Here is a 21,871-nt window from a genome sequence, read left to right on the forward strand (position 1 = left end):
AAAATGACGAAAGCGTTTTAATTAGCGCGAACGCACCACCTTGGTGCACGTATGCACCTAAAAGATCCCTTGTTTGTATTGTAGATAAGAGATAACGGTTTTTATCCCGTGTAACACCATGCACAACGACATGGCATGAATATCGCTTAGAACGTCAGATAGTATTGAGTCGGAAAACGCAAGCGTAACGAGCTGTTAATCCGACACCCATTTTTTCATTTGCTGGAGGACACGATGTCAGTAGAAAAGGCATTAGAACTGATAAAAGAAACAGAAGCCAAGTTTGTCGATTTACGCTTCACAGATACCATAGGGAAAGAGCAACATGTTTCTATTCCTGCTTCACTTGTCGATGAAGAGTTTTTCGAAGAAGGCAAAATGTTCGACGGTTCATCTATTGCGGGCTGGAAGGGCATCAACGAGTCTGACATGGTGCTAATGCCAGATTCAGCAACTGCGGTACTCGATCCGTTTGCCGAAGAGGTTCAGGTAAATATCCGCTGTGACATTGTGGAACCAAATACAATGGAAGGTTACGAGCGGGACCCACGTTCAGTCGCTCGCCGTGCAGAAGAATATCTTAAGTCGACGGGTATTGGTGACACTGTTCTTTTTGGACCCGAGCCAGAGTTTTTCCTTTTCGATGACGTTCGCTTTCACACAGATATGGCAGGCTCGTTTTACAAAATCGATTCTTCAGAGGCAAAATGGAATTCTGGTTCGGAGTTTGAAGGTGGCAACATGGCCCACCGGCCCGGCGTAAAAGGCGGTTACTTTCCAGTTCCTCCTGTCGATTCGTCCCATGATACCCGCGCGGCGATGTGTATGGTAATGGAAGAGATGGGTTTACATATTGAAGCACATCACCATGAAGTCGCTACAGCCGGCCAGAATGAAATAGCGTGTAAATTCAACACCATGGTAACGAAAGCTGATGAAATTCAGATTTACAAATATGTTGTCCACAATGTTGCACACGCATACGGCCAAACTGCCACTTTCATGCCTAAACCTCTAGTAGGCGACAATGGTTCTGGAATGCACTGTCATCAATCTATTTCAAAAGATGGGGTTAACATTTTCGCCGGTGATAAATACGCAGGTTTGTCGGATGAAGCATTGTATTATATTGGCGGTATCATTAAGCATGCGCGTGCTATAAACGCATTCACCAACGCTTCAACCAATTCTTACAAGCGTCTGGTCCCCGGTTTTGAAGCGCCAGTTATGTTAGCTTACTCGGCACGCAACCGCTCTGCATCCATACGTATTCCCTATGTAACCAGCGATAAAGCACGTCGTATTGAGGTTCGCTTCCCTGATCCGACAGCGAATCCTTACTTGGCCTTCACTGCTATGTTGATGGCAGGCCTTGACGGGATCAAAAACAAGATTCACCCTGGCGATGCGATGGATAAAAATCTTTATGACTTGCCTCCTGAAGAAGCACAAGATATTCCAACCGTAGCAAGCTCGTTGGAAATGGCGTTAACGGCATTAGATAACGACCGTGACTTCCTTAAAACGGGTGGCGTTATGACCGATGATATGATCGACGCTTATCTTGAGCTGAAAATGGAAGAAGTTGATAAAGTAAGAATGACCACCCACCCGGTTGAATTTGATCTTTATTACAGCTTGTAATTAATAGGTTATTCTGTGTAATACCTAAGCCCGCTTTCGCGGGCTTTTTTTTAGCCGCTAGACTAGAATAAAATATAGCTCTACCAAATTGTACGAGGAAGTATGCTATGTATAGACGAATTAATTGGACGGTATTGGTGACCTTATTTGTATTCTCCAGTGCAAGTGCCGATACACTGTACAAAGTAGTGCAAGAAGACGGCACGATTCTTTATACCGACGAGCCACAACAAGACGCCGAAAAAGTGGAGCTAGACGAAACCACACAAAATGCTGTACCTACCTTAACCACCCAAAGCGGTCAAAAACCTACGTTAAAATCCATGCAGAAAGTAAGGCCCCGCGTTCAGATTAGTATTCTTTCACCCGCCCCTGAGGCAACCATACGAAATAATCAAGGACATGTTCTGGTCAAGGCCAACGCCACACCCAACGTTAGCGGTCGCTATCAGTTATGGTTTGATGGAGAAGCGGTGAAGACAAATCAGACGGGCCAGTTCAGTTTGAACAATGTCAACCGAGGAGCGCATGAATATCAGGTTAAATTTATCGACAATAAGGGCAAGACTCTTGCATCGTCTTCTCTACAAACATTGTACCTCCATCAAGCCTCTGCATTGATTAATAACAAGCGGCAATAAATAAGGCCCGCCGGTTAACATTCATTAGTCAATAAAGAAAATGACCGCCGTTAGTCACACACCACTATCGGGATGAGGTACAATGCACCAAAATCGTGCAATGAGGATGTCGACTGTTGCAAGCACCCGGATTAGATCAGGAAAATCTGCTTAATTTCATGAACACTGCATTGGTGATGGTGAATCATCAATTATCTATTGTGTATGTTAATCAAGCGGGAGAAGCGCTCTTCGAAACGGGCAGTAAGCATTTGTTGGGTCATGCGCTTGTTGATTTTTTTATGGCAGGGTCTATTGAGGCCAGCCGACTAAAAGCTGCTATGCGGCGTGGCGAAGACTTCACTGAGAATGAGCTGGAACTGCGTTTTCGCGATGAAAGAGTGGTTATGGCTGACCTAACTGTGACAAACGTGTATTACGACAACGCTACACATTTGTTGTTTGAGCTTAGACGAATTGATCAACAAAGCCGAATTTCGCGGGAAAACTTGCAAAATGCCCAACATTTCGCAGCAAGAGAGCTTATCCGTGGTTTAGCGCATGAAATAAAAAATCCTCTTGGCGGTATCCGCGGCGCAGCGCAACTTCTCGAAAAAGAGTTACCTAATGAAGCGCTACGTGAGTTTACCCAGATGATTGTGGAGCAATCTGACCGGCTCCGCAATTTGGTTGATCGTCTTTTAGGCCCCAATGCTTTACCGAAGTTAAAGTGGAGTAACTTGCACCAGGCGCTTGAAAAGGTGCGTGCGCTAATGAAGATGGATACGGAACATGCCATCACGATCGTTCGTGATTATGACCCCAGCATCCCTGAGGTACATATCGACCAGGAAATGATTCAGCAAGCCGTGCTGAATATTGTAAAAAACAGTGTTCAGGCCCTCACCGATGCCCATATAACTGGACCAGAAATAAAGTTAATAACCCGCGTCGGACGACAACTTACCATCCAAGGTAAACGTCATCCGCTGGTTGCCAGAATTCATATTATCGATAATGGTCCTGGTATTCCTAGTACTATCCGCGACACCTTATTTTACCCAATGGTGAGTAGTAAACAGAATGGAAGCGGTTTGGGGCTTTCTATTGCGCAAACGTTAATTAATCACCATGGTGGGCGAATCGACGTAGACAGCCGTCATGGCCACACCGAGTTCACCCTGTTTCTGCCTATTGTTCGCAAGGAGTTAACCCATGAATAATGAATCCGTATGGATTGTTGATGATGATAGTTCTATTCGCTGGGTTTTACACAAAGCACTTCAAGCTGCAAGTATTAGTTGTTGTTGCTTCGATAACGCCAATGACCTATTGCGACAACTCAATAGTGGACAAGCGCCCGAAGTAATAATCTCCGATATCCGTATGCCTGAAATGGATGGCATGACATTATTGAATGAAGTGCATCAAACGCATCCCTCAATCCCAGTTATTATCATGACTGCCCACTCTGACCTGGACAGTGCCGTCAATGCATACCAAAGTGGTGCATTCGAATATCTACCCAAACCTTTTGACATTGATGAGGCTGTTACCCTTTCTCATCGTGCGTTGGCCCACTCCCGCGAGCAATCGCAACAACGGCACATCCCTTCGGCAGAGCCAGAGACTGAGATAATCGGTGAAGCGCCTGCAATGCAGGAGGTTTTTAGAGCTATTGGCCGTTTATCTCGTTCGTCAATCAGCGTGTTAATTAATGGCCAATCCGGTACGGGTAAAGAACTTGTCGCCCATGCGCTACACCGCCATAGTCCGCGGGCTAACAAACCTTTTATTGCGTTGAACATGGCCGCAATACCCGCTGACTTAGTGGAATCAGAATTGTTTGGGCACGAAAAGGGCGCCTTTACTGGCGCTCAGAATGCCCGCCAGGGAAGATTTGAACAGGCCAATGGCGGAACGCTGTTTTTGGATGAAATTGGTGACATGCCTCTTGATGTTCAAACTCGTTTATTGCGTGTTTTAGCTGATGGCCAATTCTATCGGGTGGGAGGGCACCAGTCTGTATCGGTGGATGTTAGAATTATCGCAGCCACCCACCAAAACCTTGAACAAAGAGTCGCGGAAGGAAAATTTCGCGAAGATTTATTCCATCGTTTAAACGTAATCCGTGTTCACCTACCCTCGCTTTCCGAGCGAAGAGAAGATATTCCCTTACTTACCCGTTACTTTTTACGGAAAGCCGCAAAGGAACTTGACGTTGAAGCCAAAAGCTTAAGTAAGCCTGCAGAAAAAGCAATGACGCAACTAGCCTGGCCTGGCAATGTCAGACAACTTGAAAACATGTGTCGTTGGCTAACCGTGATGGCCAGTGGTAAAGAAGTCCTGGCCTCTGATTTACCCCCGGAAGTTCAGACCGCCACTACCTCTGCGTCACAAACTACTGGCGAAACGCAGTGGCAGCAATTATTGGCCCAATGGGCAGATAATGAATTACATAACGGCCGTCACAATATTTTAAATGACGCATTGCATGAATTCGAGCGAATCCTGCTTGAAAGAGCGCTGGATTACACTCGCGGCCACAAACAGGATGCCGCCAAACGATTGGGATGGGGCCGAAATACACTCACGCGAAAGCTAAAAGAATTATCGATTAACTAGTTGCGGGTGAGTAATGTTGTCATAGCCTGATTGAAAAAGCGTACCCATTTCATACTGAATTGTCCCTTTGCCTGGCGGTTAATTTCAATCACCGCTTGTTTTCGCGATAGTTGTTTATCTTTGTTGTGCGAACGGGAATGCGTCATAGCGTCGTAGGTATCAAGAATAGCCAGTAGCTTAGCGCCTTCGCAAATATCATCTTCTTTGATACCCAATGGGTAGCCCGAGCCGTCAGTGCGCTCATGATGCTGCATCACAATTTTTCTAGCTTGATCCCACTGGTCTAAATGCTCCAATAAACGTGAGCTTTTATAAACATGCGAACGCATTAGATTGAATTCATTATCGGTAAATGGATCTTTTTTATGCAACAATTTTAAAGGCATAAACGCCATTCCAAAATCATGCACATAGCAGGCAACGGCTAACTGATCTTCTTCAATAGGTTTTTCTGCTATCCCATTTATGTGCAACGCCAGTTTGGCAATTCTGTCTCCCCGCCCAGACCAGTAATTCGAACGATGTTCTATCGTTTTCATTAGCTCACGAAAAAACAAAATGTCCATTTGTTTTTCTGCGCTAATATCTTTTGGGATACCCGTATTAGCCAAGGTTTTTGTAGCGCCGGTTAATGCCTGATTTTCCCTGGCGCCTGGTTCTGCTTTTAAATCCAAATCAGGATTAAGCATCAACACCGCTTCTGTGAGAAACCTTTCGTGCTCACCAGGATTTTCAGGCTGAATACGAGCAATTGCCATCACCAACTGTTCATACAGGGTTTTATCGTATTCTGCTTTGCCCTTTGCCATAATATTTTCGACGAAGGCCTTTACCCTATCCATGGTAAGCAATACCAGATCGCTCATGGTACTGGTATACTCGATTTGGCCTTTACGCAGGAAATCCAGCAAATCTTCAACATGTTGCAACAAAGGAATAAGTGGTGAAAAACTCACCAACCCTAAATCACCTTTAATCGTATGAACTGAACGAAACAGCGACCGTTGTAATTCGTTATCTTCCGGACGTAATTCAAGCTCGATCAGGGTTTGTTCACTGGCCTCATAGAGCTCGTTTATCTCCTCCATTAAGTCAGTGAGAATATCGTCTTCAACTTCGTCAGGTACAAATGTTTGCATGATTCTTTTTAGTCTATTGGATCGTAACTACTCTTTTATAACATCTGACACGTCCTTTCGCTAACTTATTGGTTATTTCTGAAATAATAAGTCAAACTGATCGGACATGTGGTATTAACCTTATGCCTTATACTGCGCGGCAAATTATTGATAAGGATTCGACGTGTTAGCAATTCTTCGAATTATTTTAATGTTGATAGCATTTTTGTTAATCAATATTGTGGTGTTGGCTGTATGTTTAGTGCGTCCTTTCCACCGCGATAATGTTCATTTTGCCGGACAAGCCTACAGTCAAATGGCGAAAATTTTAGGGCTGAAAATTATCATCCGGCGCTCAGAGGCAGTGAAACCCCGCGTACCTTATGTATTCATCGCTAACCACCAAAATAGCTATGACATCATCACCATCTGCAAAGCTGCTCTGCCAGGCGTGGTGACAATTGGTAAAAAAAGCTTAAAATGGATCCCCATTTTTGGTCAAATATATTGGCTATCAGGCAATATTCTGATTGACCGTAAAAATACAGGTAGAGCGCGCGACACATTAAAAGTCGCAGCCAGTAAAGTGAACGAAAAGCACGCTTCCGTATGGTTATTTCCAGAAGGTACACGTAGTTATGGCAGAGGTGTCCTTCCTTTTAAATCAGGGGCCTTTCGGCTAGCCAAGGATACCGCAGAGCCAGTAGTGATGGTTACTGCCAGTAATATGCATGGAAAAATCAATTGGAACCGTTGGAACAATGGAATTCTTCTGATTGATATAGCTGCACCTCAACCGCTGACGGAAGAACATGGCATTAAAGAATGGACTGATATTTTTCACAGTCGAATGAAAGCTAAGTATGAAGAATTAAATTTACTCGTCGCTGAAATGGAAAAAAAGCAGTAAACTTAGTTCATCTCTCTCCAAATTCAGATTGTTATGAATCAAATAGACGAACGTGAGGAATGGTATACCTTTAATCAGGAAACTATCGATGCTTTACTTGAGGACGGTAGCGAAGCAGATGCTGATTACACAATTGAACATCATTTTGCGTCGACAAATTTTGATAAGTTGGAAAAAGTCGCTGTTGATGTTTACAAAGCAGGTTATGAAGTGACCGATGCCGAAGAGCTTGATTTGGACGACGGCGGCACGGTATTTTGTTTTGATGCAGTCGCTGAACGCAAACTGCAATGTGACTTGTTGAATAAAGACACCGATGCTCTCCTCGCTATTGCCAGCAAGCATGGTGTTCACTATGACGGTTGGGGCACCTACTTTATGCCGCGTGAAGACGATGACGATATAGAGTAAACGCATTCTTTGCTGCCGTACCATTGCGGTAGCATTTCTTTTTTTGACCGGCATCATTTTAATCCGCATTGAGCGGATCTCACTCAGCCCGATTTCGTATTAAGTTTCTTTTCAGTTTTTGTTCAGTTTGTTCAGTCCACACTTACCTTGAACTAATCAAAGGAAGAACGTGAGCAATGAAACCCTTACTCAAAAACCTACCCTGGCTCTTTGTCTTGATACCGTTTATTTGGCTTCCGGCGGCGCAAGCTGAACAACGAATTATTAGTGTTAGTGAAAAGATGGCTTCATCAGATTTAAAAGCAGCTAAACCAGTCACCAGGCATAATAAAAAAACACTATCCCAATTTGCCAGCAAAACCCGAGACGAAGTTACTTCGCAATCTATCTATAACGACTTTTGGGTTTATGATAGCTGGATAACACTTTTAGACGATATTGATGGGGATGCCTACTACTCACGATTTTTAGTCGAGTTTGATGTGGATACTATCTATGTTGAAGCCCCTGTATACGCCGTAGTGTATTTAGGGGATGCCGATGAGTACGAAGCTATACATGTTTCCGACACGTTCTGGGTTCATGGAGAAACCACCACCGATAGCTATATCGTCGACAGTGAACTCGTTTCAGGTTTCAGCGCTTATGACTACGACATTTTGATTGAAATCTACGATGCCGATACGGATGAACTCGTCGCATTTAGTGATGGTTACGAAGATGCTGATCTGGCGTTTGTCAGCTTAGAAAGCCAAAACTACGATATTTATCGCGAAACAGTGGTCGTCACCAGCCATGTCCATGGAGGAAGTGTGATGATTGCCTCCCTGGCATTCCTGGCAGCAATTATCTGTTGGCGAAAAATAAAGAAGTCTTAACTGTCTTTGCTTTCCCGTTTATCGTGGTCACTTGAAGGTTTCAATTCGGTGACCACTTTTTCTACCAGCTTTACCCGCTTATTTTTTACCAATGCGTCGCGCAACACAAATTCTATTTGCGCATTTAAACTTCGGATTTCATCATCGGCCCAGCGTTGCATAGCGGCTAATACGTCGGCTTTAATTCGCAATGGATAAGCTTTCTTTTTCACATCTGAAGCCATGGATTAGTACAAGCTACCGGTGTTCACCACAGGCTGTGTAGCTTTATCACCGCACAACACTACGAGTAAATTACTCACCATATTTGCCTTGCGTTCTTCATCCAGTTCCACGATATTGTTTTCACTTAAGCGTGCCAGCGCCATTTCTACCATACCAACCGCACCGTCAACAATTCTACTGCGAGCGGCAATGATGGCGGTCGCCTGCTGGCGTTGCAACATTGCGCTAGCAATTTCAGCGGAATACGCCAGATGACTGATTCTTGCTTCGTGTACCGTTATCCCAGCTTTATTTAAACGGTCCTGAATTTCTTGTTGCAATCGGTATGATATTTCAGCGGGATGGCTACGTAAGGCTATTTCCGCCATCGCATCATCTCTGGGGTCATAGGGAAAGTCGCTTGCCATATTACGAATAGCCGATTCACTTTGAATAGTGACATAGCTTTCATAGTCATCTACTTCAAATACCGCTTCAGCCGTATCCGTCACCGACCATACAATTATTGATGCTATTTCTATCGGATTACCCTGATTGTCATTAACCTTCATTTTTGCGCTTTCAAAATTTCGAATACGAAGTGAGACTGTTTGGCGCATAAAAAAAGGAATAGTCCAGCGTAATCCGTCTCTGCGTTCGGTTCCCATGTAGCTCCCGAACATAGTAAACACCTTCCCTTGGTTAGGTTGCACCATGAAAAAACCACTCCAACATACGGCCACAATGACAATAAATAGCAGCTTTGGGATACTCGGGGCTTCATTCATCCAGTACACCGACAGCAGTTGAAGTGGCAGTAATACTAACAACCCTGCAATATAACCGTTTAATGAAAATCCTTGCTTTTCATTCATAGTAAATCACCTTGATATCATAATGATATCAAGTAAAGACGCTATATTGAGTCCTGTCAAACTTTTCTATTCCTATCTCAGTAAAAAGTGGTATGCCTTTGAATTGTGAACCACACTTAGCACTAATATTTTAATCAATCGACTGTATATGGATAAAGTTTCAACGCCCTCTGCACGTAGTGTAAATAGACGCTCGTTTATCAAAAGTGCGGCTGCGCTGGGTATTTCAGCTACGGTCGCCCCTTTTGCTATAGGTCGAGAAAGGCCTGTAGTGAGGGTGTTGGGCACCCATGTAACGTTACAAGAAGCTTTGCGAAAACGGGCGATGGAAGATTTAGGCATAGAACTGCACTTCGAACCCAAAGGCAGTGCAGCATTACTGCAAAAAGCCTCTATGAATCCTTCAAGCTTTGATCTTTATGAACAATGGTCAAATAGCATCAACGTACTGTGGCGTTCCAAAGCAATTCAGCCAATTGAAAAAAAAAGACTTATTTATTGGGACGAAATAAACGGCCTGACTAAAACAGGAAAAATTACCCGTAACGCTCGCATGGGCGCTGGTGATGCTCCACATAAAATACTACACATACAGGCTGACGGCACACTTGGAACAAAGCATACCGATAAATTAAGCTTTTTGCCTTATGTCCATAATGTGGATTCATTTGGATACAACACCGCCCTACTGGACGACGAATTTGACCAAAGCAAAGAAAGTTGGGGCTGGTTGCTAGACTCACGTTTATCAGGAAAAGTCGGGATTGTTAATGACCCCACTATCGGGTTATTTGACTTAGCGTTGGCAGCAGAAGCCAAAGGCTTTCTTAAATTCAAAGATATGGGTGCCATTACCAACCAAGAACTAGATGAGTTATTTACTATCTTGATTGAGTTGAAACAGCTTCAGCACTTTAGTGGCTTTTGGACCTCTGTGCCTGAGTCTATGCATTTTATGCGTTCGCAAAGGGTGCACATCGAAAGTATGTTTTCGCCCGCGGTATCGGCGTTAAATGGCGAAAACATCCCAGTACGGTTTGCAGCGCCAGTTGAGGGCTATAGGGGCTGGCATGGTGTGATGTGTTTGTCGTCTTCCACCACGGGAAGAGTTAAAGACGCCTGTTATGAGTATATGAACTGGTGGTTGTCTGGATGGCCGGGGGCATTTATTGCTCGGCAGGGCTATTATATTTCAAACCCTTCTCGCTCAGCTAAGTTCTTAAGCAAAGCCGAATGGGATTACTGGTATCAGGGTTTGCCCGCAGCTGAAGACCTTAGAGGTCCGAATGGTAAAATATCGGTAAAAAAGGGCCAGCAACGTTCAGGCGGCAGTTATGAAGACAGGTTCAGCAATGTGGCCGTATGGAATACGGTTATGCCCTCGTATGAATACAGTTTGCAAAAGTGGTACGAATTTATCACATCCTAATTGTTAAGAGTTGAGTATCGTTATATGTTAGCGTCTATCCGCGGACAGCTTATTCTGATTCTAGTTGCACTTGTAAGCCTGCTCATCTTACAAGGTTATATTGCACGTACCAACCAAATTGTATCTTCTGAAGGATTAGAGCAATTAAACCGCGCATTTACCGATGTTGGGCTAGTACGTCAACTTGAAAGAGACGTTATCGACTTGCAACGTAATGTACTTATTTTTAAAGAAACAACGAGTGAATCGGCGGTGACCCGCTTTGAACGCTTAATGCTCGCTATCCACTCGAAACTATCTTCATTAGAGTCCTCGACAAATAAAAGTTTTAAGAAAATGGAAGGCGCTGACGTACTAAAGCGAATGCGCGGACATCTGGCAGACTATCAGGAAAATTTTCGTCAAGTGGTGGATGCACGCTTTAGACGAGATAATCTGATCGCTTCTGGCACATTAGCTGAAATTGCTGCACTGGAAAGATTAATTAATGCCCCAGAATCAGACACACAGTTAACTACTACTAATGAGGCATTATTGAAATTGCATTTATCCGAAGCTGAAAGTGCAGCGTTGCAATACGTTTCTCAACCTAACTCCACTCATATTGGGGAGTTTAACCAAGCCCTTGAAGCAATTAAATCGATACGTAACGCCAACCCTGCACTGTTTTTAGAAGAGTTTGACAGTCAACTTAGCTATCTGGAGGAGCATTTTCGAGAACTTATCCAAATCACCCGGGGTAATTTATTTCTAGTTAATGTTGTCATGGCTGGTTCAGCTAACGAATTTTTGTTCTTAAGTGGCGAATTAGCTGAACAGGTGTCAAAACGGTACCAGCAAATAAAACGCAAGGCACAGCGTGCTAGCATTGATGCTCAGCGAAAAGGTGAGTTTTTTACTTTGTTTGCTATTCTATTGGCGCTTATAGCTGCGGGTTATACCGCGTTCAGAATACTTTCCCCAATTCGCTCTATAACCCATGTTTTTAAAAGGCTATCTGCGGGTGAAGATGTGGAATCTATCCCCGGGCGAAAACGCCAAGATGAAATTGGTCAACTAGCCAATGCCGCTCAAGTTTTTAGCGAAAAAAATAGACAAACTCGCCAATTACTGACTGATGCCCAGGAAGTTAACACGACGCTAGGCCGTTTGAACAACGAGCTCCGTGAAGCGAAGGTGAAAGCGGAACAAGCCACCGCTTCGAAAAGTATTTTTCTCGCAAACATGAGCCACGAAATTCGTACACCGATGAACGGTATAATTGGTCTACTCGAACTTGCTCAGCAACAGCCTATGTCCCAGGTGATGAAAGAGTATTTAGATAAAGCTGCTTACTCCGGGCACATTCTAATGAGTGTTATCAATGATATCCTCGATTTTTCTAAAATCGAGGCAGGTAAGTTGGATATCGAAGAAGTGAGCTTTTCACTTCACTCAATTTTTGACAATATTTTGGCAGTAATTGGTTTACGCGCCCAAGAAAAAAACCTTCACGTGCGTATGGAAGTTGACCCCTCACTACCGGCCCAAGTGATCGGCGATCCGCTGAGAATTACTCAGATTATTCTGAATCTCGCCTCAAACGCGGTTAAATTTACCGAAAAGGGTGCGATTAAAATAATGTTTAATGGAACGCTAAATGAAAAAGGCAACTTGCTCAGACTAAAAGTGACCATTAAGGACACAGGTATTGGCATGAGCGACGAACAACTTGACAGAATTTTTAAGCCCTTTACTCAGGCTGATGGCGCGACCAACCGCAAATACGGCGGTACTGGCTTAGGCCTTACCATTGTCACCCAGCTAACTGAATTGATGAAAGGTAAATTAAAAGTTTCGTCAACGTTAGGTAGAGGTACTGAATTCACGGTTACCTTGCCATTAAGGGCATTCAAGAATCAGAAAGGCGTACTGTCTGAAGTTGCAAGCTTGCCTGCAAAAAGTTTGTATATTACCGATGGCCCCTTGCTTTCGTTAAATTACATCGAATTGTTAAACATCAAACATCAGCCTCTTGCGGAAGTGGAAATAGCCCAATCGAATAAAGCGCTAACCGTTCCTGTTTTGATAATAGATACACCTGAATATGAAGACTTGCAAAATAAGCGACATCGACTTCAGGAATTGAAGAACAACGGTCGTGTGATCGGCTTAGTGGCGAACTCCCAAACAGGCCATGTCCAATCCAAATTTAATGACTTATGGCAAGGCCCTATCTTATTTCATCCGTTTACCCCTATTCAGTTTTCGCGTTTTATCAAAGAATTGCTAGGGCAGAATACTTCCTCCCTCATCGTAAGTGGTAAAGACGAAAACGAAAAATCACTTGAAGGCCATGTGTTGTTGGTGGAAGACAATAACATTAACCAAGTCGTTACCGGCGAAATGCTGTCATCGTTTGGTTTGACCTATGATATTGCCGAAAACGGTGCATTGGCTATAACCAAGATAACTAATTCACCTCATTACGACCTGGTACTCATGGACGTTCAGATGCCGGTAATGGACGGATACCAAGCCACGCGAAAATTGCGCGCACAAGGTTTTACCGATATCCCTATAATAGGCCTGTCGGCTAATGCTATGAAAGAAGATCGTAACCAAGGTATGCAAGCTGGAATGAATGACTATTTGACTAAGCCAATTAAAAGACAGGCCATGAGTAGTACGTTACTTCGATATTTACGACATCACTCATAAAAAAAAAGCCCGGCGTGGGCAACACGCGGGCTTTTCCTTGTCTAGTACAAACGAATTACAGATCCAGTATAGTCTGGCGCTGCTCCTGCAACTTATCAAGTTGTGCCTTAGCTTGCGCAAGTTTGGTTCGTTCTTTTTCGATAACCGCCTCAGGCGCATTACTGACAAATTTCTCGTTTGCCAATTTCCCTTCAGTACGATCCACATCTTTTAGCATTTTTTCGATCGCTTTGTTTAAGCGAGAAAGTTCAGCTTCTTTGTCAATCAGCCCGGCCATCGGGATAAGAATTTCCATTTCTCCTACCAATGCAGTGGCGCTTGCAGGCCCTTTTTCGCCCGCTTCCAACGTATCGATATGCTGTAATTTTGCTAGCTTATCAATAAATGGGCGGGTGGCCTGCAATTTACGGTTATCTTCGTCGGAAGCGTTCCTTAGCAGCGCATCAAGTGGTTTGTTCGGAGAAATATCCATTTCCCCGCGAATATTACGAATGCCAAGGATAAAGCGTTTTACCCACTCAATATCGTCCAGCGCCTGCTCATCAGATTTATCTTCACCTGCCTCAGGGAAAGGTTGCACCATAATGCTTGCGTTATCTGCAACGGGCTTGCACAGAGGTATTACCCGTTGCCATATGGTTTCCGTAATAAACGGCATAAAGGGGTGCATTAACCGAAGTAGGTTTTCTAACACGTTAATAAGCGTATGGCGCGTACCGCGCATTTGCGCATCAGTGCTTTGCGGATTATTTAATACCGCTTTGGTTAATTCAAGATACCAGTCACAGAACTGATTCCAGGTAAACTCATAAGCTACCTGGGCCGCGATATCAAAACGGTAATCAGCTATGGCTGATTCGAAATCTTGCACGACGCGCTGGAATCTTGCCCATACCCAGCGATCAGCCAGGCTTAATTCAAGTTCACCACCATGTAAACCGCAATCTTGGTCTTCAGTATTCATCAGTACAAAACGAGAGGCATTCCAGATTTTGTTACAGAAATTGCGGTAGCCTTCTACGCGACCCATGTCAAAATTAATGTCTCGACTGGTTGAAGCCATAGCCGCAAAAGTAAAGCGCAGTGCATCTGTTCCATAGGCATTAAAACCGTCTGGATACTGCTTACGCGTACGCTTAGCTACCTTTTCAGCCAGCTGAGGTTGCATCATACCACTAGTACGTTTTGCCACCAGTGCCTCACCCTCAATGCCGTCTATAACATCGATCGGGTCAATCACATTACCCTTCGACTTCGACATCTTATCGCCATTTTCATCGCGAATAAGGCCCGTAATATAAATTTCTTTAAACGGAATTTGACCCGTAAACTTTTTCGTCATCATTATCATTCTGGCCACCCAGAAGAAAATGATATCAAAACCCGTCACTAGCACAGAAGTGGGTAAATAGGTTTCCAACTCAGGGGTTTTCTCAGGCCAGCCCATAGTAGCGAATGGCCACAATGCTGATGAAAACCAGGTATCAAGAACATCACTGTCCTGGCTTAACTCTAGATCCGCCGCCAGGTTATGTTTTTCACGGGCTTCTGACTCTGTACGTGCCACATAAATATTGCCGTCCTTGTCATACCATGCGGGTACGCGATGCCCCCACCATAGCTGACGAGAGATACACCAATCTTGAATATTGTGCATCCACTGATAATATGTTTTGTTCCAATTCTCAGGCACGAAGCGGATTTCGCCTGATTCCACAGCTTCGATCGCCGGCTTAGCCAGTGATTCGACAGCCACGTACCACTGATCGGTCAGGTACGGTTCGATAACAGCACCAGAGCGGTCGCCTCGTGGTACTTTTAATTTGTGAGGCTCAACTTTTAATAATAGGTTTTGCGCTTCAAGATCGGCCACAATTTGCTTACGCGCATCAAGCCTATCCATGCCTCTGTATTGTTCAGGTGCGTCGTCATTAATGCGGGCATCTTGGGTTAACACATTAATCATCGGCAGATCATGTCTTTTACCCATATCATAATCATTGAAGTCATGGGCTGGCGTAATTTTCACACAACCTGTACCGAATTCTGGATCCACGTAGTCATCAGCGATGATCGGAATGAGTCGATTGGTCAGCGGTAATTTGATCTTTTTGCCGATAAGGTGCTGATAGCGTTCATCATCTGGGTGAACCGCTACCGCCGTGTCGCCTAACATAGTCTCGGGTCGTGTCGTGGCAACAACGATAGCTTCGCTTCCCTCTTCAAGTGGGTAGCGAATATGCCACATATTGCCGTTTTCTTCTTCGTTAAGGACTTCCAGATCGGATACAGCAGTTAGTAGTACTGGGTCCCAGTTTACTAACCGTTTGCCGCGATAAATTAGGCCTTCATTGTGTAGTTGAACAAATACTTCTGTGACGGCTTTGGACAAGTTATCATCCATAGTGAATACTTCACGATCCCAATCGCCTGAAGTACCCAGTCTTCGCATCTGCTGAGTAATGTTGCCACCACTATGCGCTTTCCACTCCCAGATTTTTTTAACAAAATCCTCACGCCCTAAATCATGACGCGTTTTACCGTCAGCATTAAGTTGACGCTCTACCACCATTTGAGTCGCAATACCGGCATGGTCGGTACCCACTTGCCACAATGTATTGTCACCTTTCATACGATGGTAACGAGTGAGTGCATCCATAATGGTGTGCTGGAACGCGTGCCCCATATGCAGACTACCGGTTACGTTTGGAGGAGGTAGCAGAATGCTATAGGGTGCCCCCTCACCTGAGGGCTTAAATAACCCAGCGGACTCCCACTCCTGGTAACACTGCTTTTCAATGGATTGTGGTTCGAAGGTTTTATCCATACTAATTCTCAATTCTCCACCGACTCAAATTGCATGGCAAAGCCGGCTTGTTGATAATGTTTGTAGCGTAATCGTGCTTTTTGTTTGGCTTCTTCATCCGCCGGCACGAAATCATAAATAAATAAAAATTGCTGGGGCTGATTGACCAACTCATCCGTTAAATTAATGATGACATGGCACTTTTCAATCTGCTGGGGTTGCCAGCAGATTTCCACTGGCGTTCCAGATGCAGGGCCCTCGCCATACATATTGTGTGGAATGAATCTGTCAGGTGGCATTTGCCAAAGCAGTTCGTCAACCTCTTCAGCTTGTTTTTGATTCGCACAAAGTATGCGACATCGCTGACGCTTTGAGTAAGCATCAGCGACCAACTCGCATGCGCGATGAGACGCCTGCTGCTCTTTTCCTAGGGCGTGAAATACAACCTGTGGCATGAATACTTAATCCTCGTGATTCACGCCTGCACGATTCATCAAAAATTGCGAAAGCATTGGCACGGGACGTCCAGTTGCACCTTTATTTTTGCCACTTCGCCACGCTGTACCAGCAATATCCAGGTGTGCCCAGTTATACTTTTTAGTAAAACGGGAAAGGAAACACCCTGCTGTAATACTGCCCGCCGGACGACCACCTAAGTTCGTCATATCAGCGAATGGGCTATCGAGTTGAGACTGGTACTCATCCCAAAGCGGCAAGCGCCACGCGCGGTCAGAACTTTGTTCTGATGCATTCAATAATTCGTGCGCTAATGGATTATGTTGGCTCATCAATCCTGTCGCGTGCGCTCCTAATGCGATAACACAGGCCCCCGTTAATGTTGCCACATCAATCACCAGTTCTGGCTCAAAACGTTCAACATAGGTCAGCGCGTCGCATAATACCAAACGGCCTTCCGCATCGGTATTCAGTACTTCAACCGTTTGGCCTGACATTGTGGTTAGGATATCACCTGGGCGATACGCATTGCCATCAGGCATGTTTTCACAACCAGCTAATACGCCGATGACGTTGATAGGTAGATTCAGGGCAGCAACCGAATGCATTACACCCAGTACGCCGGCGGCTCCGCCCATATCGTATTTCATTTCATCCATGCCCTCACCGGGCTTAATTGAAATACCACCTGAGTCAAAGGTGAGCCCTTTACCCACTAACACAATTGGCGCTTGATCAGCTGGACCGCCTTTGTGATGAATAATACTCATCATAGATTCATTTCTAGAGCCACGACCAACCGCCAAATAAGACTGCATGCCAAGCTCATCCATTCTCGCTTCATCGACCACTTCTGAAGTAATAGAGTCGTAATTCGAAGCCAGCTGTTGTGCTTGTTCCCAAAGGTAGCCAGGGTTACAAATATTGGGTGGCATATTCGCCACATCTTTGGTCACCTTAGAACCTGCCGCTATCGCTAAACCGTGTTCGACCGCTTTTTCACCCACAGTTAACTCACGGCGGGTAGGTACATTAAACACAATTTTACGTAACGGCCTGCGTGGCTCACCTTTTTTCGTTTTTAATTGCAAGAAGGTGTACAAGGAATCCTGGGTAGCTTCCACTGCCTGACGCACTTTCCAATAGGTGTCACGGCCTTTTACGTGTAATTCGGTCAAAAAGCAGACGGCTTCCATCGAGCCTGTTTCGTTTAACGTTTTAATGGTGCGTGCAATAATTTGTTTGTACTGTCTTTCGTCCAGCTCGCGCTCTTTACCACAGCCGACTAACAATACGCGTTCACTTAATACGTTCGGAACGTGGTGCAACAATAACATCTGTCCTGCTTTGCCTTCCAGATCACCGCGGCGTAACAGGTTACTAATATACCCTTCACTGATTTCATCTAATTGCTCGGCCACCGCAGTTAGTCGTCGTGGCTCGAATACTCCCACTACGATACAGGCGCTGCGTTGTTTTTCGGGACTGCCACTTTTCACACTAAATTCCACGATATCTCCTTTGCTATTTTATTTGTTCTGGCATAGGGTTCAAAATCACGTAACGTTTTATGCGTGGTTATGGTTTAATACACACGCTGGCAGCCCACGCCAATGATATTTTATGGCCTGACTGCTAAGCTAAATTGAACTAAAGCCAAAGCTAATCGTTTTAAAGTTAATTGCTTAACTTGTAAAAATACAAAGTTTACTCAAGATTGCGCGCTTTTTCACTATAATTCCAAATTTTCATTGGGAGTGGGATGTTAATATTTCGCTATTTGCTTAAGGAAACGCTTAAGTCCCAGCTGGCCATTTTTTTAATACTAATGGCCATATTCATTACATTACGTTTTGTTCGTGTATTAGGTGACGCTTCAGATGGCGATATACCGGCCGGGTTAGTTGCGGGTTTTCTTGCGCTATACTCGCCTATTCTTGCCTCACTAATACTGCCGATCAGTGCCTACCTGGGTATTATGCTGGCCCATGGCCGCTTTTACGTTGACAGCGAAATGACAGTCATGCGAGCGTGCGGCATCAGTGAATGGTACGTTACCCGGGTAATGTTATTTTTGTCGCTTTTAATCATGCTGGTTACGGGAGCCATAACCTTATACCTTGCACCTACCGCGGCGCAAAGCGAATATGAATTAAAAGAAAAAGCGCGGTCTGAAGCCGGGTTTTCTGCCATCATTCCTGGCCGGTTTCAGCAAACGGGCAATGAAAGAGCGGTTATTTTTGTTCACGATATAGACAAACAAAATGACACTTTACAACGTGTGTTTCTTTCTCAACATCAAAGCGATGCGGCGGCAGACAAAGTGCAAGTCGTTTACGCAGAGCAGGGGAAGATAAGCAGTGAGCCTGATGGCACGCGTACGCTCATTCTTGAAGACGGCGTGCAATATGAAGGAGAGCAGCGACTAAAAAGCTATCGTAAAGTTGCTTTTGACGAATATCGCATGCAGGTTGCCGATGAGGCCCAAGAACAGTCGCGGGTAAAAATAAGCGTCTTACCCACCCAAGAGCTGTGGAAAATGGACTCGCTCGAAGCGCACGCAGAACTGCAATGGCGTCTCGCGATTCCTCTGTCAATTCCGTTTCTCATTTTAATTGCTGTACCGTTAAGTTCAGTCGATCCGCGGCAAGGTCGTTTCGGAAAAATGTTCCCCGCTATCTTATTATATTTAGGCTATTTCCTTTTACTACTTGCCAGCAGACGGGTATTAGAAGATGGCCGTATTCCTGTCCAACTTGGTTTATGGTGGGTGCATGGCATAATGTTGATAATTGGTATTGGCTTGCTGGTTCGCGATCGTAAAACGGGTGCGACTATTCGCGCGTTACTATTCAGGAAGGGCTAATGTTTCGTATTCTAGATTTTTACATAGCCCGAACGCTCATTGGTACAATTATTGTGACGCTCTCGGTATTAGTCGGGTTGAGTGCACTTATTAAATTTGTCGAGCAGCTACGCAAATTAGGTGAAGGTGATTATGACATGCTCACCGCCAGTTTGTTTGTGTTACTTAGTTTACCGCGAGATTTAGAACAGTTTTTCCCGATGGCAACCTTAATTGGCGGGCTAGTGGGTATGGGTTTACTCGCCAGTAATAGTGAACTGGTGGTTATGCAAGCTGCGGGTTTAAGCCGATGGAACATTATCGGCTCCGCGATGAAGTCGACGTTGGCATTAATTTTAATGGTTATGGCCATCAGTGAATGGGTGACGCCTTTCAGTGAGTCGCGTGCTAAAGAAATAAAAACTCAAGCTATAACAGGCGGAAGCTTATTTTCTTCAGAACAATTGGTGTGGGCAAAAGACGGCGATCAGTTTGTCAGTATTGGACAGGTACTTACACGCGAGTCCTTAAAAGATATCAGCATTTTTTCGTTCAACCAGGATTTGACACTAAATGCAATTACGTATGCCGAGTCAGGGATATTTGAAGAAAACAATTGGTTTTTAGAAAATGTGGATATAACCCGCTTCACCGAAGAAAAAATTGACGTTGAAAAACATAAGCGCCAAAACTGGAATTCTTCACTCACTCCCGACAAACTTGGTATTGTTGCCGTGAAGCCTGAAGCGTTATCGATAGAAGGATTAACAGATTACATCGCTTATCTTGACAACAATGATCAAGACACCTCGCGATACGAACTGGCCTTTTGGCGTAAAATTTTACAACCCATCTCCATTGGCGTAATGATGTTAATGGCACTTTCCTTTATTTTTGGACCTTTGCGAAGCGTTACCATGGGCGCCAGAGTTATTATGGGCGTGCTGACTGGTTTTGGCTTTTTTATCACTAACGAGGTCTTCGGGCCGTTAAGTCTGGTGTATCAGTTTCCACCCATTTTAGGCGCGATTTTGCCAAGTGTATTATTCGCTGCCATTGCCGCGTATTTATTGCGACGATAGCATTTGCTTCGCTACCAGCTTTTGTGGTCGTTCTGATTTTTGCTTAACTGCAACACTTCAGTGCCGGCCACCCTATCCTGCAACGATTGTTTGTGCTTATAGTCAATCAATACCAGCAATGTGCCTAAACCACCAAGAGAAGCAATCAATCGAAGTATTAAACGTCCCCACGTTATCGGCGTTTCCTTAGTGTTATAAATTTTCAGGCGCCACGCTCGCATTCCAATAGTTTGCCCGCCCCGTTTCCAAAACCACAAGAAAAAGCCCATTACCCAGGCTAGCACCCACACCTGAATGAGTAATTTGATTTGCCAGGAAGCTTGAATAGCCTCAGAAGGTTGCGAGTACTCGCCCATGTCCAACCCACCATTGTGAAAAAGTACCACTAACGTAACTATCATCACCATGGCGGCACACATGGCCACCGCTGTTGCCACCAGCGTGTCATAGATCATCGCTAACAAGCGTTTGAAAAAACTGGCGCGGTTGAAGGACGTCGATTGAAGTTTGGATTTGGACACTACACTAAACACGTTTAATAAATCTGCTACCAAGTTTGCCACACGGCTGAACAAATCAAAAATAATTTACGCATAGCACATGGCAAAGGCTGCAATATGGTGAATAAAACATCACTTGAACTGCTAATCGCCGCCAATTGTCAAAAAAGGCTTGTCAGCGATTAGCATAACGCTATAATGCAGCAGCAATTGATAGCACATCTATCCATGCCAGAGTGGCGGAATTGGTAGACGCAGCGGATTCAAAATCCGCCGCCCGTGAGGGTGTGCCGGTTCAAGTCCGGCCTCTGGTACCATCATGTTTAGATAGCTATTTGAAACCGACGGAAGTCGGTTTTTTTGTGTCTGATGTTTGAGCCCGCAAGGGTGTGCCGTCCAAGTGTCGGTCCAATCAGAGTCCTGATTCAAGTGATTAAAGTACACTGCCCCCTTTTACTACAGGGTATGCCGTCCGAGTCTCGGTCGAATCAAGCCCGGCCTCTTGTACCATCATGTATAGAACGCTATTAAAAACCGACGAAAGTCGGTTTTTTTGTGTCTGCTCCAAAGTGTCCCAAAGGGTGTGCCGTCCCAGTGTCGGCCCAGTCAGAGTTCGGCCTCTGGAACTCTCTCTAAACCGACTTTATGTCGATTCGTTTGGGTCTATTCTTTAGTTAAATTGACTCTGACCCTGAGGGATCCCCACGAATTTGATTTCATACGCTTCCAGCCCAGGCCTTGTCTATCAAGGAGCTGTACCACTCCAGT

Annotated in this window: 18 protein-coding genes and 1 tRNA gene; 12 read left to right on the forward strand and 7 right to left on the reverse strand. The window is 44.7% G+C overall.

Annotation, left to right across the window (positions count from 1 at the left end; genetic code table 11):
• The first annotated feature begins 234 nt into the window (after positions 1–234).
• The 4 genes from glnA to glnG all read left to right on the forward strand — a co-directional run bounded on the left by glnA (position 235) and on the right by glnG (position 4,889).
• Positions 235–1,644, forward strand: a complete 1,410-nt coding sequence (gene glnA, locus OPS28_RS07890) for a glutamate--ammonia ligase (RefSeq protein ID WP_265608910.1) — start codon at positions 235–237, stop codon at positions 1,642–1,644.
• A 107-nt stretch (positions 1,645–1,751) separates the two neighbouring features.
• Complete coding sequence (locus OPS28_RS07895) at positions 1,752–2,285, forward strand: DUF4124 domain-containing protein (RefSeq protein WP_265608911.1); 534 nt, start codon at positions 1,752–1,754, stop codon at positions 2,283–2,285.
• 116 nt (positions 2,286–2,401) lie between these two features.
• Positions 2,402–3,487, forward strand: a complete 1,086-nt coding sequence (gene glnL / locus OPS28_RS07900; RefSeq protein ID WP_265608912.1) for a nitrogen regulation protein NR(II) — start codon at positions 2,402–2,404, stop codon at positions 3,485–3,487.
• Positions 3,480–4,889: a nitrogen regulation protein NR(I) gene (gene glnG / locus OPS28_RS07905; protein WP_265608913.1), complete on the forward strand. Its 1,410-nt coding sequence runs from the start codon at positions 3,480–3,482 to the stop codon at positions 4,887–4,889. Before glnL ends, glnG begins: the two co-directional genes overlap by 8 nt.
• Here glnG and OPS28_RS07910 read toward each other — a convergent pair.
• Positions 4,886–6,028, reverse strand: coding sequence for an HD domain-containing phosphohydrolase (locus OPS28_RS07910; RefSeq protein WP_265608914.1), 1,143 nt, complete (start codon positions 6,026–6,028; stop codon positions 4,886–4,888). The genes glnG and OPS28_RS07910 overlap by 4 nt on opposite strands.
• A 163-nt stretch (positions 6,029–6,191) precedes the next feature.
• Here OPS28_RS07910 and OPS28_RS07915 point away from each other — a divergent pair, with 163 nt between their 5' ends.
• From OPS28_RS07915 to OPS28_RS07925, 3 genes are all read left to right on the forward strand, one after another.
• Positions 6,192–6,917 (forward strand): 1-acylglycerol-3-phosphate O-acyltransferase, encoded by a 726-nt coding sequence (locus OPS28_RS07915; RefSeq protein WP_265608915.1) that lies wholly within the window; start codon positions 6,192–6,194, stop codon positions 6,915–6,917.
• Positions 6,918–6,950: 33 nt separating this feature from the next.
• Entirely contained in the window at positions 6,951–7,328 is a 378-nt protein-coding gene (gene rraB, locus OPS28_RS07920; protein WP_265608916.1) for a ribonuclease E inhibitor RraB, read from the forward strand.
• Between the two features lie 176 nt (positions 7,329–7,504).
• The gene (locus OPS28_RS07925) at positions 7,505–8,206 is read left to right on the forward strand and encodes a choice-of-anchor H family protein (protein WP_265608917.1); all 702 of its coding nucleotides are present in this window, start codon (positions 7,505–7,507) and stop codon (positions 8,204–8,206) included.
• Here the strand turns inward: OPS28_RS07925 and OPS28_RS07930 are convergent.
• Positions 8,203–8,418: a hypothetical protein gene (locus OPS28_RS07930; RefSeq protein WP_442863978.1), complete on the reverse strand. Its 216-nt coding sequence runs from the start codon at positions 8,416–8,418 to the stop codon at positions 8,203–8,205. The genes OPS28_RS07925 and OPS28_RS07930 overlap by 4 nt on opposite strands.
• 15 nt (positions 8,419–8,433) lie before the next feature.
• Positions 8,434–9,285, reverse strand: a complete 852-nt coding sequence (locus OPS28_RS07935; protein WP_265608919.1) for an SPFH domain-containing protein — start codon at positions 9,283–9,285, stop codon at positions 8,434–8,436.
• Positions 9,286–9,433: 148 nt separating this feature from the next.
• Here OPS28_RS07935 and OPS28_RS07940 point away from each other — a divergent pair, with 148 nt between their 5' ends.
• On the forward strand, positions 9,434–10,714 hold the full coding sequence (locus OPS28_RS07940; RefSeq protein ID WP_265608920.1) for an ABC transporter substrate-binding protein: 1,281 nt from the start codon (positions 9,434–9,436) through the stop codon (positions 10,712–10,714).
• A gap of 24 nt (positions 10,715–10,738) precedes the next feature.
• Positions 10,739–13,414, forward strand: a complete 2,676-nt coding sequence (locus OPS28_RS07945; protein ID WP_265608921.1) for a hybrid sensor histidine kinase/response regulator — start codon at positions 10,739–10,741, stop codon at positions 13,412–13,414.
• A 55-nt stretch (positions 13,415–13,469) separates the two neighbouring features.
• On the opposite strand, the gene OPS28_RS07950 is transcribed toward OPS28_RS07945, so the two are convergent.
• The 3 genes from OPS28_RS07950 to pepA are packed head-to-tail and all read right to left on the reverse strand — an operon-like array spanning position 13,470 to position 18,187.
• Entirely contained in the window at positions 13,470–16,241 is a 2,772-nt protein-coding gene (locus tag OPS28_RS07950) for a valine--tRNA ligase (RefSeq protein ID WP_265608922.1), read from the reverse strand.
• Between the two features lie 8 nt (positions 16,242–16,249).
• Complete coding sequence (locus OPS28_RS07955) at positions 16,250–16,675, reverse strand: DNA polymerase III subunit chi (RefSeq protein WP_265608923.1); 426 nt, start codon at positions 16,673–16,675, stop codon at positions 16,250–16,252.
• Between the two features lie 6 nt (positions 16,676–16,681).
• The gene (gene pepA / locus OPS28_RS07960) at positions 16,682–18,187 is read right to left on the reverse strand and encodes a leucyl aminopeptidase (RefSeq protein ID WP_265608924.1); all 1,506 of its coding nucleotides are present in this window, start codon (positions 18,185–18,187) and stop codon (positions 16,682–16,684) included.
• Positions 18,188–18,438: 251 nt separating this feature from the next.
• On the opposite strand from pepA, the gene lptF reads away from it, so the two are divergent.
• Complete coding sequence (gene lptF / locus OPS28_RS07965; RefSeq protein ID WP_265608925.1) at positions 18,439–19,542, forward strand: LPS export ABC transporter permease LptF; 1,104 nt, start codon at positions 18,439–18,441, stop codon at positions 19,540–19,542.
• Positions 19,542–20,603 (forward strand): LPS export ABC transporter permease LptG, encoded by a 1,062-nt coding sequence (gene lptG / locus OPS28_RS07970; protein WP_265608926.1) that lies wholly within the window; start codon positions 19,542–19,544, stop codon positions 20,601–20,603. Before lptF ends, lptG begins: the two co-directional genes overlap by 1 nt.
• A gap of 11 nt (positions 20,604–20,614) precedes the next feature.
• Here the strand turns inward: lptG and OPS28_RS07975 are convergent, their stop codons facing one another.
• A complete protein-coding gene (locus OPS28_RS07975; RefSeq protein WP_442863977.1) occupies positions 20,615–21,136 on the reverse strand; it encodes an RDD family protein in 522 nt (173 codons plus the stop codon).
• A 197-nt stretch (positions 21,137–21,333) separates the two neighbouring features.
• On the opposite strand from OPS28_RS07975, the gene OPS28_RS07980 reads away from it, so the two are divergent.
• Positions 21,334–21,420, forward strand: a tRNA-Leu gene (locus OPS28_RS07980).
• The last annotated feature ends 451 nt before the right edge of the window (positions 21,421–21,871 follow it).

Source organism: Alteromonas sp. ASW11-130, from assembly GCF_026183735.1.
Classification (GTDB): domain Bacteria; phylum Pseudomonadota; class Gammaproteobacteria; order Enterobacterales; family Alteromonadaceae; genus Alteromonas.